We start from the raw sequence: 14,766 nt of genomic DNA, 5'->3' as shown, positions 1-14,766 counted from the left end.
CGACGCGGAGCGCGGTCCGCCGGACAGCCGTCCGTCACGGCTTGCGGCCCACCCCCACATAGAGGGGGATCTCGTCGCCCCGGTCGCCGCCCCCGCGCGTTTCACCGAGCTCGGGATGCCACCGAGCAGCCGGCACCGCCCCCGGTTCCACCAGCTCGAGCCCCGTGAAGAACGCCGAGAACTCGGCGTGCGAGCGCACCTGCGCCGTCGTCCCGCCCTTGCGGTACACCTCGACGACCCGCTCCCAGGTCTCCGGGTCGAAGTCGCCCGTGGCGTGCGACAGCGTCAAGTAGCTACCGGACGGCAGGGGTTCGAGCAGCTCGCGGACGATCCGGCCGGGCTCGTCCTCGTCGCCCACCAGGTGCAGCAGGGCCACGAGGGACAGCGCGATCGGCTGGGTGAAGTCCAGGGTGTCCCGTGCCGCCGCGATGATCTTTCCCGGTTCCCGTACGTCGCCGTGGACGTAGGCGGTCTTTCCCTCCGGCGTGCTGTGCAGCAGGGCCTGGGCGTGCCGGAGGACGATCGGATCGTTGTCCGCGTACACCACCCGGGCCTGCGGGACGACCCCCTGGACGATCTGGTGGAGGTTCGGCTCGGTCGGAATGCCGGTGCCGATGTCGAGGAACTGCCGAACGCCTCGCCCGGCCAGCAGCCGGGAGGCGCGGTGCATGAACAGGCGGTTGGTCCGCGCCATTTCCCTGGTGGCGGGGAAGAGGGATATCACCTGCTCGGCGGCTTCCGCGTCGACCGGGTAGTTGTCCTTCCCGCCGAGGTAGTAGTCGTACATGCGTGCCGAGTGGGGCTTGCCGGTGTCGATCTGTCCCCCGCTGGTCCCGGCGTCTGTCACGTGAGGCCTCCGCATCTGCGCGTGCGTGGGCGCTCTTGCCGAATCCCCCTCGAACGCCCGGTCGATCGTGAGGCTAGCGAAAATTCCCGGGTGCCGCCGGTGCCGGCTCTGTACGGTGGGGCGTATCCGCAGTTCAGACCACTGATCAAAGGTCGACCCACCGTGTTCCTGACCGTCACGACCACCGGCACCCCGGAGCGTCCCGCCACCGATCTCGGCTTCCTGCTGCACAAGCATCCCGAGAAGGCCCAGGCGTTCTCCACGTCCTACGGCACGGCCCACGTCCTCTACCCCGAGGCGGACGACCAGCGCTGCACGGCGGCGCTGCTGCTGGAGGTCGATGCGGTGGCCCTGGTCCGGCGCGGCAAGGGCAAGGGCCGGGGCGGCGCCCCGGACGCGGCACTCGCGCAGTACGTCAACGACCGCCCGTACGCCGCTTCCTCCCTCCTCGCCGTGGCGCTGAGCGGCGTGTTCTCCAGTGCGATGAAGGGCGTCTGCAACGCGAGGCCCGAACTGCCCGGCGTACCCCGGCCGTTGCGCATCGAGGTGCCGGCGCTGCCCGCCCGCGGCGGCCCTGCCCTGGTACGACGGCTCTTCGAGCCGCTGGGCTGGACGGTCACGGCCGAACCCGTGCCGCTGGACACCGAGTTCCCGCAGTGGGGCGACTCGCGCTACGTCCGGCTCGAACTGGAGTCCGCGGACCGCACGCTCGCCGAGGCCCTGCGCCACCTCTACGTCCTGCTCCCGGTCCTGGACGACGCCAAGCACTACTGGGTCGCCCCCGACGAGGTGGACAAGCTGCTGCGCGCCGGTGAGGGCTGGCTGCCCGGCCACCCGGAGCAGAAGCTGATCACCAGCCGCTACCTCTCGCGCCGCTGGTCGCTGACCCGGCAGGCGACGGAGCGGCTGGAGCTGGTGCGGCTGGCCGAGACGGACGACAGCGAGGTCGAGGAGATCGACAACGCGGTCGAGGTGGAGACCGAGACCGAGGAGCGGCCGACCCCGCTGGCCGTGCAGCGCCGGGAGGCGATCACCGCCGCCCTCAAGGCGTCCGGAGCCGCCCGGGTGCTCGATCTCGGCTGCGGACAGGGCCAGTTGGTGCAAGCACTGCTCAAGGACCCGGCATTCACGGAGATCGTCGGTCTTGACGTGTCGATGCGCGCGCTCACCATCGCCTCCCGGCGGCTGAAGCTGGACCGCATGGGCGAGCGGCAGGCCGCGCGCGTCAAGCTCCTCCAGGGCTCGCTCGCCTACACCGACCAGCGGCTCAAGGGGTACGACGCGGCCGTGCTCAGCGAGGTGATCGAGCACCTCGACCTGCCCCGGCTGCCCGCCCTGGAGTACGCCGTGTTCGGCGCCGCACGGCCCAGGACGGTGCTCGTGACGACGCCGAACGTCGAGTACAACGTGCGCTGGGAGAGCCTCCCGGCCGGCCACGTCCGGCACGGCGACCACCGCTTCGAGTGGACCCGTGCGGAGTTCCGGGCCTGGGCGGAGGCGGTGGCCGAACGGCACGGCTACGGGGCCGAGTTCATACCCGTCGGCCCGGACGACCCGGAGGTGGGACCGCCCACCCAGATGGCCGTGTTCACACTGACCACCCCGAAGGAGGCGAAGGCGGCATGACCGACGTACGCGAAGGGCGCGTCCTGCCCGTCACCGACCTCTCCCTGGTGGTCCTCGTCGGCGCCTCCGGCTCCGGCAAGTCCACGTTCGCCCGCAGGCACTTCAAGCCGACCGAGATCATCTCGTCCGACTTCTGCCGCGGTCTCGTCTCGGACGACGAGAACGACCAGAGCGCCACCAAGGACGCCTTCGACGTCCTGCACTACATCGCCGGCAAGCGCCTCGCGGCAGGCCGCCGCACGGTCGTGGACGCGACCAGCGTGCAGCCCGACGCCCGCCGTCAGCTGATCGACCTGGCCCGGCAGTACGACGTCCTGCCGATAGCCATCGTGCTCGACGTGCCCGAGAACGTGTGCGCCGAGCGCAACGCGGCCCGCACCGACCGCGCGGACATGCCCCGCCGGGTCATCCAGCGCCACATCCGCGAACTACGCCGCTCCCTCAGGCACCTGGAGCGTGAGGGCTTCCGCAAGGTGCACGTCCTGCGGGGCGTGGAGGACATCGAGCAGGCCACCGTCGTCACCGAGAAGCGCTTCAACGACCTGACGCACCTCACCGGCCCCTTCGACATCATCGGCGACATCCACGGCTGCTCCGCCGAACTGGAGTCGCTGCTCGACAAGTTGGGATACACGGACGGCGTCCACCCCGAGGGCCGGACCGCCGTCTTCGTCGGCGACCTGGTCGACCGAGGCCCCGACAGCCCGGGCGTGCTGCGCCGCGTGATGGCGATGGTGAAGTCGGGCAACGCCCTGTGCGTGCCCGGCAACCACGAGAACAAGTACGGCCGGTACCTGCGCGGCCGCAAGGTCCAGCACACCCACGGCCTCGCCGAGACCATCGAGCAGATGGCGGGCGAGAGCGAGGAGTTCGCCGCCGAGGTACGGGAGTTCATCGACGGCCTCGTCAGCCACTACGTCCTCGACGGCGGCCGGCTGGTCGTCTGCCACGCCGGCCTGCCCGAGAGGTACCACGGCCGCACCTCCGGCCGGGTCCGCAGCCACGCCCTCTACGGCGACACGACCGGGGAGACGGACGAGTTCGGCCTGCCGGTGCGCTACCCGTGGGCCGAGGAGTACCGGGGCCGGGCGGCCGTGGTCTACGGCCACACCCCGGTCCCGGAGGCCACCTGGCTCAACAACACCATCTGCCTGGACACCGGCGCCGTCTTCGGCGGCAAGCTCACCGCTCTGCGCTGGCCGGAGCGCGAGCTGATCGACGTACCGGCCGAGCGGGTCTGGTACGAGCCGGCCAGGCCGCTGCGCTCCGAGGCCCCCGGCGGGCAGGACGGCCGTCCGCTGGACCTGGCGGACGTGCAGGGCCGCCGGGTCGTGGAGACCCGCCTCCAGGGCCGGATCTCGATCCGCGAGGAGAACGCGGCCGCGGCCCTGGAGGTCATGAGCCGCTTCGCGGTGGACCCGCGACTGCTGCCGTACCTGCCGCCGACGATGGCCCCGACGGCGACTTCGCACGTCGACGGCTACCTGGAGCACCCGGCCGAGGCCTTCGCGCAGTACGCGCAGGACGGTGTCGCCCGGGTCGTGTGCGAAGAGAAGCACATGGGCTCGCGTGCGGTGGCCTTGGTGTGCCGGGACGCGGAAACAGCCCGCAAGCGCTTCGGCGTCGACGGCCCCACCGGGTCCCTCTACACCCGCACCGGCCGCCCGTTCCTCGACGACGATTCCCTCACCGAGGAGATCCTCGACCGGCTGCGCACGGCGATCGGCGAGGCCGGCCTCTGGGACCACCTCGAGACGGACTGGCTGCTGCTGGACGCCGAGCTGATGCCCTGGTCGCTGAAGGCGTCGGGGCTGCTGCGGTCGCAGTACGCCGCCGTGGGTGCCGCGTCCGGCGCGGTGCTCCCGGGCGCGCTGGCCGCCCTGGAGGGCGCGGCGGCACGGGGCGTCGACGTGACCGGACTGCTGTCCCGCACCCGCGAACGCTCCGCCGACGCCGTCGCGTTCACCGAGGCGTACCGCCGCTACTGCTGGACCACGGACGGCCTCGACGGCGTCCGCCTGGCACCGTTCCAGATCCTCGCGGTCCAGGGCCGCAGCCTCGCCGGACTGCCGCACGACGAGCAGCTCACCCTCCTCGACCGGCTCGTCGAGCACGACGGCAGCGGCCTGCTCCAGACCACCCGGCGGCTGTACGTCGACACAGGCGACCCGGAGTCCGTCCGGGCCGGTGTCGACTGGTGGCTGGAGATGACCGGCCGCGGCGGCGAGGGCATGGTCGTCAAACCGGTCGGCGCACTCGTCCGCGACGAACAGGGCCGCCTGGTGCAGCCCGGCATCAAGTGCCGCGGCCGCGAGTACCTGCGGATCATCTACGGGCCGGAGTACACGCGCCCGGAGAACCTGGCCCGCCTGCGCTCCCGGTTCCTGAACCACAAGCGGTCCCTGGCGATCCGCGAGTACGCGCTCGGCCTGGAGGCCCTGGACCGGCTGGCCGAGGGTGAGCCGCTGTGGCGGGTGCACGAGGCGGTGTTCGGGGTGCTGGCGCTGGAGTCGGAGCCGGTCGATCCCAGGCTGTGAGCCGCGGAGTCGACTTCCGGCCGGGGTGCGCCACCGCGGCGCGACCTGACCGGAAGTCGTGATCCGGACCCCAACTGTCCCTGGTTAACCGTTGGTTGCCGTGCTAACTTCGCAGGTCGGTCAGGCAGGTGAACCGACTCAGGGGGAAAGTCGGTGCGGACAGGTGCGACGCCCGGCGAGCCGGGCGGCGATGGCGGACATCAGCCGGACTTCGAGCTGCTGTTACAGCTGACCGAGGTCCTCTGTGAGCTGGGCTGCGTGGAGGACGCGCCGAGCCGGGTGCAGTTCGCCAGTCTGCTGGGAGGGCAGCTCGGCCGGCAGGTCGACATACGCGGCGTCAGGCTCCGTGAGGACGTGGCGACTCTGGTGACCGCGGCGCTGAGCGTGGCGGGCGGGGAACACGTACTTGTCGGAGTGGTCCGCATCCTCGAAGGCGCCCCGGCCGGAGACGAACTCGCACGGCTGATCGCTCCCGCCCCCGCCCTGGCCGGGCCGTTGTCCAAGGAGGACGAGAAGAGCGCCCGCGTCGCGCTCACCCGCGGCGACCTGCCCGCCGCACGGTTACGGGACGGTCTGGCCGAGGAACTCGTCGGCGTCGACCTCCCCGACGGACTCACCCCCGAGCAGCTCTTCGCGCACCTTTTCGAATGGAACGCGCAGGAGGACGGCCTGCCGCCCGTCGTCGTCCTCCTCGATCACGCGGCCCGTCTCGCCCGGACCCTCGAACACCGCCTCGCGCTGACCGCATGGGTCGACGACTGGGCCGGGCGCGAGGGCCTGACCGCGGAGTTGGCGGCGCGCCGGGAGAGACGCGTCGCGGTGGTGTGGTCGCCCGACATCCCCCGCACCCTCGTCGTCGCCGTCGAACCGGCCCGGGACGGCAGCACGGACGTGGTCGTGCGGACCTGGACGAACGCCACCCCGGGCCGGTGGGACCCACGCCCCGGCGAGCCGGACACCATCCCCCTGGACGACCTCGGCCTAGCGGTGGACGAGGCGCTCCGGCGCGGCACCCGACTCTGGCTGGTGCCGCGCCAACCGGACGCGGGCGGACTCCAGGAGCCGCCTGCGTACATAGAGTTCATCCTTCCGTACGATCTGCTGAACCACGATGTGGCCGGGTTGACGTTCGCCATCGGCGACGGTGAGCCCACTCCGCTCGGGCTGCGGTACGGGGTGCATCTACGCAGCCTCGAACGCATGCGTACGGACAACGCCGTGGTCCGGCAGCAGTGGAAGCGGCGCTGGGCGGCACTGAAGCAGCATGGGATCTCGGTGCACGCCTGGAGAGAAGCGGACGCCCGGCGGCTGCGCGCGTGGCAGATCGCGCTCGCCGGGGAATCAAGAAGTACGGCAGTGCTGTTGGACGCGCCGACCGGGGCGCCGGCCCTGGAGGCACTCAAAGCGGCGATCGCGGAGGGGATCGGGCTGGCCGTCTGGGACCGCAGAGGTGTGTTCATAGAGGAGAGGCGCGAAGTGGTGACCGCGGTCTTCGCGGCCGTCACGCTGCCCGTGCAGCTTCCATCCGTCATTCACCGCATGCGTCGGAACGCCGAGAGCGGCGCGGAGGACGCGGTCCAGTATCTGGCCCGGAACGTCGGATTCCTGTGGGACGACCCCACCCGAGTCGTCGACATCCAGACCACCGACCCCGGCGATCTCGCCAGCTGAGCTAGGAGGCTTCGGCATGAGCGCACAGGAACGGACGGCAGCGGACGACTGGAAGGTGTTCCACGCCACCGGACGCCCGCAGGACGCCCCACCCGTGCTGCCGGCCCCGCCGCCCTGGCGGAGGTTCCGCGGCGGTCCCGTCGAGACTCCGCCCCCGGACGACGCCGAGGCCGCGCTGCGCCGCCTCGGGCCCGGCGGCCTCACCCCCCAGCTCGACGACGAGCAGATCGACACGGTCAACGCCGCCCTGGTGCTGCGCCGCCCGCTGCTGATCACCGGCCCTCCCGGCGTCGGCAAGTCGACGCTCGCCTACCTGATCTCGCGTGAGCTGGGCCTCGGCCGGGTACTCGAATGGGACATCGTGAGCCGTACCAGCCTGCGCGACGGCCTGTACGTCCACGACGCCATGGGGCGGGCCCAGGCCATCGCCGCCTGGCAGGCGGGACTGCGCGACGCCGCACGGGCGGAGCCGGTGTTCGAACAAGGCGAACAGGCCGTCAACACCACGACCATGTCAAAAGATCGTCAACTTGCGCCGGTTATAGGCGAGTTCATTACACTGGGGCCGCTGGGCACCGCCCTGCTGCCCTACGAACGGCCCCGGGTGCTTCTCGTCGACGAACTCGACAAGAGCGACATCGACCTGCCGAACGACCTGTTGCACGTTCTGGAGAATGGAAGTTATGAGGTTCCCGAGCTGGTGCGCGACGCCGCCGACGCGGCGAGCGTGCACACCAGCGATCCGGGAGGCCGGGCCGTGGTGCGCAACGGACGCGTCGAGTGCCGGGAGTTCCCGGTCGTGGTGATCACCAGCAACGGGGAGCGGGAGTTTCCCGCCGCCTTCCGCCGCCGCTGTCTGCCGATGGAGATGCACACCCCCACCCGGGAGCAACTACTGGCCATGGTGGAAGGGCACTTGGGGCTCAGGCCGCGAGGCACCGAAGACCTCGTCGACCTGTTCGTTCAGCGGGTCCAGGCGGGCGGCGTCCACTCCCTCGACCAGTTGCTCAACGCTGTCCAGATGACTACTGCGGGTGGTTTTCAGGCTGACGGTGACGGGCGTAAGCTCGTCGAACTGCTGCTCCGCGACCTCGCGAAGGGCCGCTGATGACCCGGGAGCGCGCATCCGGACCAGGCGACGGGGATCCCGCATCGGGATCGTCGCCGCCCCCTTCGGTGTCCCCCGAGCCGCGCGCGAGCGAGCGCGGACACCGGGGCCCGGCCGCTCCCGATCACCTCGTCCCACGCTGGCAGGAGTTCGCCGACGCGGTATGGCTGGCCGCGCACTGGAACCGGTACGGAGGTCCCGGCAGCGCGGCTGCACAGACACCGGCCCCGGCCGGGCAGGAGGCCCGTCCGCAGGACGCCGGCGCCGAACGGCCGGCCCGGTCGTCGGCGGACGACGACGCACTCCTCGGTCTGCACGCGGCCGACGACGACGCACCACGCGGTCTGCCCGCGGCCGGCGAGGGCCTTCCGCCCGAGCCGTCCCCGGCGAGCCGCGCCCCTGACACGTCGCTCCCTTCCGCCGACCGGGCCGCAGCCCCGGCCGTCAGCCGTTTCTTACCCCACCCCGAAGGCCGCTTCACCCTGCGCCTCGGGCCGCCGCTGCTTCCTCAGGCCGCGCCCGACCCGTCCGGCCCCGGTCGCGTCACGGCCCTGCTCGCGCGCGCCCTGCACCATCTGGCCCGCCGCATCCCGTCCCGCGACAGCCTGGAACTCGACGAGGAGACCACCGCCGAACAGGGCCTCGCCGACGGGCTGTGGATGCCGTTTCTGCGGCCCGCCCGGGTCTCCGCCTTCGATCTGGTGCTGCTGCTCGACGACGCGCCCACGATGCGGATCTGGGAGGAGAGCGCCGCCCGCCTGGCCCGCGCCGCCGAGCACAGCGGGGCCTTCCGCGGCGTGCGCACGCTGCGGGTGACCGTGCCGCGCACCGGCACCGCCACCTTGCGCTGGTCCACGGGACGGGCCGTCGCCGACCCCGCCGAACTGCTCGACGGCCGGGGCAGCCGGATCTTCCTCGTCGTCACCGACGGACTCGCCCACGGCTGGGCCGCCAGCGCCGCGGACGAACTCCTCGGCCGGCTCGCCCACGCCGGCCCCACGGCCCTCGTCCACCTGCTGCCGCCGCATCTGCGTCACCGCTCCTCGCTCTACCCCTACCCGGCCGTCCTGGAGGCCGGTGGGTTCGGAGCTCCCAACGGCAGCCTCGGGCACTGGGCGCCACCCGGCGGCCCCGACCCGATGCGGCCGCTGCCCGAAGCGGGCGACGGCTCCGTCGCCGTCCCGGTGCTCTCCCTGAAACCCGCCTCCCTCGCCGCCTGGTCCGATCTGGTCACCGGTGGGCGCGGCGTCCGGCGTTCACTGCCCGTGGTGCTGGCGGGCGCCCTGAGCAAGGGCGCGCCCGCTCCCGGTCTGCGCGCCCCGCGCCTCCCGCGCGCCGCCACCGCCGCCGTACGGCGCTTCTTCAGTCTCGCCACCCCCTCCGCCCGCCGGCTCGCCACCCAACTCGCCGCCGTGCCCTTCGACTTCGACCTCGTCGAGCAGTTGCGGCGACGCGTCATGCCGGAGACCGGCCCCGACCACCTCGCCGAGATCCTCATGGGCGGGCTGATCGACTGGGAAGGCGCAGGGGAGGGGCGCCCCGAGTTCGCCGAGGGCGTCCGGGAGGCGCTGCTCGCGACCACCACGCGCAGCCAACTCGCCCACACTGTCAGCGTGGTGGGCGAGCTGCCCGCCGCGGGGGAGCAGGGCGTCGCCCTGCGCGCCGCCCTGCACGACCCGCTGCGGGCCCGGCTGCCCGACCCCGCCGAACACGGCTGGGTACGCAGCGAACTGGCCGTGATGCGAGCCCTGTCGGGACCCTACTCCGAACGGGCCAGGCGCATCGAACCGAATCTGTCCAGGAGCGCGCCCGCCGTACCCGTGCGGGTGGAGAACCGTGCGTCCGCCCATCCACCCCCAGAGGTGAATAATCCGCGCGACGCACCTCCATCCAGCCCAGCGGGCAGTGACCCGGATTCGGGAATTTCCGATCTGACTGGAGAGTCCGCGCCGTCTCCGACGGCCGGTGTGCAGCGACAACAGACCCCGGAGGCAGAGCCGCTCATGCAGAGCACCACGACCGCGACGCCGGCCCTACTGGTGAACGTCCCCATGCGTAACACCTCGTTCGTCGGCCGCCAGGCGCTGCTGAGGGCCGTGGAGGAGCAGCTCGCCGCCCAGGACACCGCAGCCGTGCTGCCCAACGCCCTGCACGGCCTCGGTGGCGTCGGCAAGTCCCAGCTGGCACTGGAGTACATCTACACCCACCAGCGCGACTACCGGATCATCTGCTGGATCCCCGCCGAACGCGAGAGCCTCATCCTGGCGGCGCTGTCCTCCCTCGCCTCCCAGCTGGGCGTCGCCCCGGCCGGCCAGGACAGCCTGGGCGCCGCCGCGGCCAACACCGCCGTGCCCGCCGTACTGGAGGCACTGCGCACCGGGACGCCGTACGACAACTGGCTGCTGGTCTTCGACAACGCCGAGGACATCGAGGCGGTGCGCGGCTACTTCCCGCACAACGGGCCGGGCAAGGTCATCGTCACCTCCCGGAACCGGGGCTGGGAACGGGTCGCCACCTCCCTGCCGGTGAACGTCTTCGAGCGCGACGAGTCCATCGAACTGCTCCAGAAGCGCGCCAAGGACCTGCCCCGCGAGGACGCCGACCGGCTGGCCGAAGCGCTCGGCGACCTGCCGCTCGCCGTGGAGCAGGCGGGCGCCTGGCTCGGTGTCACCGGCATGGAGGTCGACGAGTACCTCGAACTGCTCGCCCAGCGCAGCCCGGAGATCCTCGAGATCGAGCAGAGTCCCGACTACCCGGTCTCCGTCGCCGCCGCCTGGGACATCTCCCTGGAGCGCATCAGGGAGAACAACCCGGGCGCCCGTCAGCTTCTCGACATCTGCGCCAGCATGGCTCCCGAGCCGATCCCGAGGTCCATCCTGCGCAGCAGCCGAGGCGTCAACATCACGCCCGAGATCGACCCGATGCTGCGCGAGCCGATCAAACTGAACCGGGCCATCCGCGACCTCAGCCAGTTCTCCCTGATCAGGGTCGACCCGCGCGCGGGCACCCTGCAGATGCACCGCCTGCTGCAGACCGTGCTCCTCGCCAAGCTGGGTGAAGAGGAACGCGAGCGGATGCGGGACGCCGCCCACCAGTTGCTCTCCGCCGCAAACCGGGGGCCCTACGGATCCTCCCAGGAGTGGCGCGACTATCAGGCGCTGCTGCCCCACGTCCTCGCCTCCCAGGCGGTGACCAGCACCGACCCCTACGTGCGCGACCTGGTCTACGACACCATGTGGTTCCTCTACTACTGGGGCGACCACGAAGGCGCCGCGGCCTTCGGCCGGCAGGCATGGAGCGCCTGGCTCGCCGCCTCGGGCGAGGAGGACATCTATGTCGTCCGGATGACCAAGGGCTTTGCGTTCCTGCTGCGCCAGATCGGCCAGATCGCCGAGTCGATCCCGCTCACCGAGAAGGCGCTGGAGGTCTCCCGCCGGGTGCAGGTCGAGACCGAGGAACTGATCGACTCCCTGTGCGAGATGTCCGACGCCCGCCGTTACCAGGGCCGGTTCCAGGAGGCGCGTGACCTGGGCGAGGAGGCCACCGGACTGGCCCGCTCGCTGTTCGGCCCCGATGACCCGGCCACCCTGCGGGCCAGTCACAGCTGGGGCGTCGACCTGCGGCTGTGCGGGCAGTTCAGGGAAGCCCTGCCGCTGGACCAGGAGACGGCCCGGCAGCGCGACAGGCTCTTCGGAGACGCCAGCTTCTTCACGCTCAACACCCTCCACTGCGTCGCCATCGAAACCCGGGAGACGGGCCGGTACCCCGAGGCGCGCGAATTCCAGGAGGACGTCTACCGCCGGGCGATCGCCGCGCTCGGTGACGAACACCCCCTGACCCTGCGCATCGCCCGTGACCTCGGGGTCTGCCGCCGCCGGGACGGGGCTCTCGCCGAGGGCGCCAAGCTCGCCGAGGACACCCTGCGCAGCTTCAGGGCCCGCTACGGCGACGAGCACCTCGACTCGCTGACCACGGCGACCAACGTCTCCGTCGACCGGCGCCTGGCCGGGGATCTGGAAGGATCCCGCCAACTCGCGGAGATCACCGCGGCCCGGCTGGAGCGGCGCCTCGGCGGGAACCACGCCCACACCCTGGTGACCCGGGCGAACCTGGCCGCCACCGAGAGGGCCCTGGGCTCCCTGGACACGGCGCAGGAGCTGGAGGACGACGTGGTGCGCCGGCTGAGCGACACGGTCGGGCCGCACCACGTCATCACCCTCACGGTCGGCATCGGCCAGGCCAACACCGCCTATGCCCGGCTCGACTTCGAGCGGGCGCACGCGATCGACTCCGCCAACCTGCCACTGCTGGCCGAGGTGGCGGGCGAGGACCACCCGCTCACGCTCTCCTGCACCTCCAACCTCGCACTCGATCTGCGGGGCCTCGGGCGCGGAGACGAGGCGGACGCGCTCCAGCGCAAGGCGGTGGAGGGCTTCGCCGGAGTGCTGCGCTCCGACCACCCCTGGCTCCAGGCCGTTCGCCAGCGCCGCCGCATCGAGTGCGACATCGCGCCCATGCCCATGTGACACGGGCCGCGTCTGTTCTTGCCTGGCTCCAACTACCTTGCCTAACGAGCGGTTGACACCGTAAGGGTGTTCGTGTCACGGGGGGCTCATGACGGCGGTCGTCTTCGTTCACGGAACCGGGGTGCGTGAACCGGCCCTCTCCGCCCTGGTGGGGCGTGTGACGGCCGGACTGGCCGCACAGTGCCGCGGGCTGGACATCGTGCCCTACGACTGGGGTGCGGCACACGGTGCCACGCTCGTGGCCGGCGGGGCGAGCCTGCCCCCCCGGTCCGGCACCACGCGCGGTCTCGGCGAAGGCCCTGCGGGGCTGGACCCGAGCGACGAGACGACCGCGGCATGGGCCGCCCTCTACGCGGACCCGCACGCCGAACTGGCGCTGGCCGCCGCCGCATCCGGCCCGGTCGTCGAACGCCCGCCCGGCACCGTACCGCCGCAGCAGCGCATACGGGCGCTGCTCACCGCACTCGCGGCCCGAGGCGACGAACCCGGCGCCGAGGTGGGCCCCGGACTGGCCCGCGCCGCCACCGACCTGGCCGCCCACCCCCTGCTCGGCCCCGCCGCCGACGCCCTCGACCCGGCGGACCTCGCGATCCTCGCCGCCCGTTCCCTGGCCGCCCGACTCATCGCCGACGCCCTCGACGCCGACTCCCCGCTCGTTCCGGTCGGCGAGACCCGTGACGCCGTCACCGACCGGATCGCCGAGGCCCTCGGCGCACCGCCCCGGGGTACCGAGCGGGGGCTGCGCTCCTTACTGCTGCGGACGGCCGGAACGGTAGCCGCTCGGGCCGTCGAACGCCGTCGACACGCCCTCACCGAGGCCGCCCACCCCGCCGCCGGTGACATCCTGCGCTACCTGAGCCGCGGTGCGGCCTTCCGGGACGGCCTGCGCGCCCTCGTCACCCGACTGGAGCCGCCCGTCGCCGTGGTCGGTCACAGCCTCGGCGGCATCATCGCCCTCGACACGCTGATCTCCGCGCCGCTGCCGCAGGTCGGGCTCCTGGTGACGGCCGGCTCCCAGGGGCCCTTCCTCTACGAGTCGGGCTCCCTGCCGTCCCTCGAACACCCCGCGCCCCTGCCGTCGTACGTCCCCGCCTGGCTGAACGTGTACGATCCGCGCGATCTGCTCGGCCATCTCGGCGCGGGACTCTTCCCGGGCCGCGTCACCGATGTCGCCGTCGACAGCGGCCAGCCGTTCCCCGCCGCGCACAGCGCCTACTGGACGAACCCGGCCGTGTACCGCCACATCGTGGACCACCTGCCGTGACCGGCCCCATGCCGTCCGTCGACCCCGCCCGGGTGCACGCCCTCGTCGTCGGGATCGAGGCGTACGAGGCCGGGGACGCCTGGCGGCTGCCCGGGCCCGCCCGGGACGCCGTACGGTTCTGGCGGCTGCTGCGGGACGCGGGTGTGCCGGAGTCCCGGCTGCGGCTCCACCTGGCTCCCTTGCCGTCCTACGACCCGCACGTCCCGTACGAGCGCGCGGACCAGGCGACCCTGCGCCGGGTTCTCGTGCGCGAACTGTCACCGGCGCAGGGCGACATGCTGTGGGTGTGGTGGGGCGGGCACGGTGTGCTCGACCGGGCCGGGCGGCTCCGGCTGTTCTGCGCGGACGCGGGCGTCGACGACAAGGTGGGCATCGACCTGGACTCCGCGCTCGCCCGGTACGCGAGTGACGCCGTACCCGGTCTGCGCGAGCAGATGTGGATCGTGGACGCCTGCGAGACCTTCGAGGAGGACCTCGCCTTCCAGCAGGCGCTGCCCGCCGACGCCCTGCCCGTGGGCCGGCCCGGCCATGCGCACCGGCAGACCGTGCTGCGTGCCGCCGGCCGGGGCAGGGCGGCGGTGAACGACCCCGTCCGTGGCACCGGGCTGTTCTCCGACGTCCTGCTCGGTCTGCTGGCCGACCGGGCGGCCGTTCTGCCCGCCCCGCCCGATCCGGAGAAACTGTTTCCGGCCGTTCGGGCGCGCATCGCGGCCCTCAGGGAAGAGGGCCGTACTCTTCAGCACCCCGAGATCCGGCTCCAGGGCCCCGACCGCACCGAGACCCTGCCCCCGGCCGGACCGCCCGCCGCGCCGCGCCCCCTCGCGGCGTTGCAGCGGGCGGTGGAGGCCCTCATCGCCTACCCCCTGATGAACGACCCCGACGAGCGGCAGACGGTAGTGGCCGCGCTGAACCCCCGTGTCGCGGCCGTACTGCGCCGTCACAGCAGGGCACGCACCGACGTCGTCAACATCCTCGGCGGGCTCGCCCGGCGGAATCCGGAGGCCCTGTGGGACCTGTTCGACGCCGTGGTGTCCGTCGACGACGATCCGGAACTGAAGGAGGAACTCGCCGCGGCGCTGGCCGAGTTGGCCGCCTCGTCGGCGCATCCGCGCGATCGGAGATGATCAGTGGCGTGATCGTACGGTTTTCGCCCCCGCGGGTATTGGCCATGATGGAAGGACACGGGG

The 14,766-nt window shown here is 72.3% G+C and carries 8 protein-coding genes; 7 read left to right on the top strand and 1 reads right to left on the bottom strand.

Annotation, left to right across the window (positions count from 1 at the left end; all coding sequences use genetic code 11):
* Positions 1-34: 34 nt before the first annotated feature.
* The gene (locus tag ABZ192_RS06630) at positions 35-862 is read right to left on the bottom strand and encodes an SAM-dependent methyltransferase (RefSeq protein WP_356923422.1); all 828 of its coding nucleotides are present in this window, start codon (positions 860-862) and stop codon (positions 35-37) included.
* 147 nt (positions 863-1,009) lie between these two features.
* Between ABZ192_RS06630 and ABZ192_RS06625 the strand changes: the two genes are divergently transcribed.
* The 7 genes from ABZ192_RS06625 to ABZ192_RS06595 all read left to right on the top strand — a co-directional run bounded on the left by ABZ192_RS06625 (position 1,010) and on the right by ABZ192_RS06595 (position 14,703).
* Positions 1,010-2,473: a 3' terminal RNA ribose 2'-O-methyltransferase Hen1 gene (locus ABZ192_RS06625; protein WP_356923421.1), complete on the top strand. Its 1,464-nt coding sequence runs from the start codon at positions 1,010-1,012 to the stop codon at positions 2,471-2,473.
* Positions 2,470-5,010, top strand: coding sequence for a polynucleotide kinase-phosphatase (locus tag ABZ192_RS06620; protein ID WP_356923420.1), 2,541 nt, complete (start codon positions 2,470-2,472; stop codon positions 5,008-5,010). Before ABZ192_RS06625 ends, ABZ192_RS06620 begins: the two co-directional genes overlap by 4 nt.
* A 153-nt stretch (positions 5,011-5,163) precedes the next feature.
* The gene (locus tag ABZ192_RS06615) at positions 5,164-6,681 is read left to right on the top strand and encodes a hypothetical protein (RefSeq protein ID WP_356923419.1); all 1,518 of its coding nucleotides are present in this window, start codon (positions 5,164-5,166) and stop codon (positions 6,679-6,681) included.
* A 16-nt stretch (positions 6,682-6,697) separates the two neighbouring features.
* Positions 6,698-7,789 carry an AAA family ATPase gene (locus ABZ192_RS06610; protein WP_356923418.1) on the top strand — a complete coding sequence of 364 codons (1,092 nt, stop codon included), beginning with the start codon at positions 6,698-6,700 and terminating at the stop codon, positions 7,787-7,789.
* Positions 7,789-12,315: an FxSxx-COOH system tetratricopeptide repeat protein gene (fxsT, locus tag ABZ192_RS06605; RefSeq protein ID WP_356923417.1), complete on the top strand. Its 4,527-nt coding sequence runs from the start codon at positions 7,789-7,791 to the stop codon at positions 12,313-12,315. Before ABZ192_RS06610 ends, fxsT begins: the two co-directional genes overlap by 1 nt.
* Positions 12,316-12,436: 121 nt before the next feature.
* On the top strand, positions 12,437-13,579 hold the full coding sequence (locus ABZ192_RS06600) for a hypothetical protein (RefSeq protein ID WP_356923416.1): 1,143 nt from the start codon (positions 12,437-12,439) through the stop codon (positions 13,577-13,579).
* Positions 13,576-14,703: a caspase family protein gene (locus ABZ192_RS06595; protein ID WP_356923415.1), complete on the top strand. Its 1,128-nt coding sequence runs from the start codon at positions 13,576-13,578 to the stop codon at positions 14,701-14,703. The genes ABZ192_RS06600 and ABZ192_RS06595 overlap by 4 nt, the downstream gene beginning before the upstream one ends.
* The last annotated feature ends 63 nt before the right edge of the window (positions 14,704-14,766 follow it).

This window comes from Streptomyces sp. NPDC006235 (assembly GCF_040613735.1).
Lineage (GTDB): Bacteria > Actinomycetota > Actinomycetes > Streptomycetales > Streptomycetaceae > Streptomyces.
The sequence above is the reverse complement of the archived record's forward strand: the minus strand, read 5'-3'. Positions and strand labels throughout refer to the sequence as shown.

What these genes read in the sequence shown, in the direction of transcription:
- fxsT (WP_356923417.1), top strand. Translation starts at nt 7,789, where the DNA reads ATGACCCGGGAGCGCGCATCCGGACCAGGCGACGGGGATCCCGCATCG.
- ABZ192_RS06610 (WP_356923418.1), top strand. Translation starts at nt 6,698, where the DNA reads ATGAGCGCACAGGAACGGACGGCAGCGGACGACTGGAAGGTGTTCCAC.
- ABZ192_RS06630 (WP_356923422.1), bottom strand. Translation starts at nt 862, where the DNA reads ATGCGGAGGCCTCACGTGACAGACGCCGGGACCAGCGGGGGACAGATC.
- ABZ192_RS06620 (WP_356923420.1), top strand. Translation starts at nt 2,470, where the DNA reads ATGACCGACGTACGCGAAGGGCGCGTCCTGCCCGTCACCGACCTCTCC.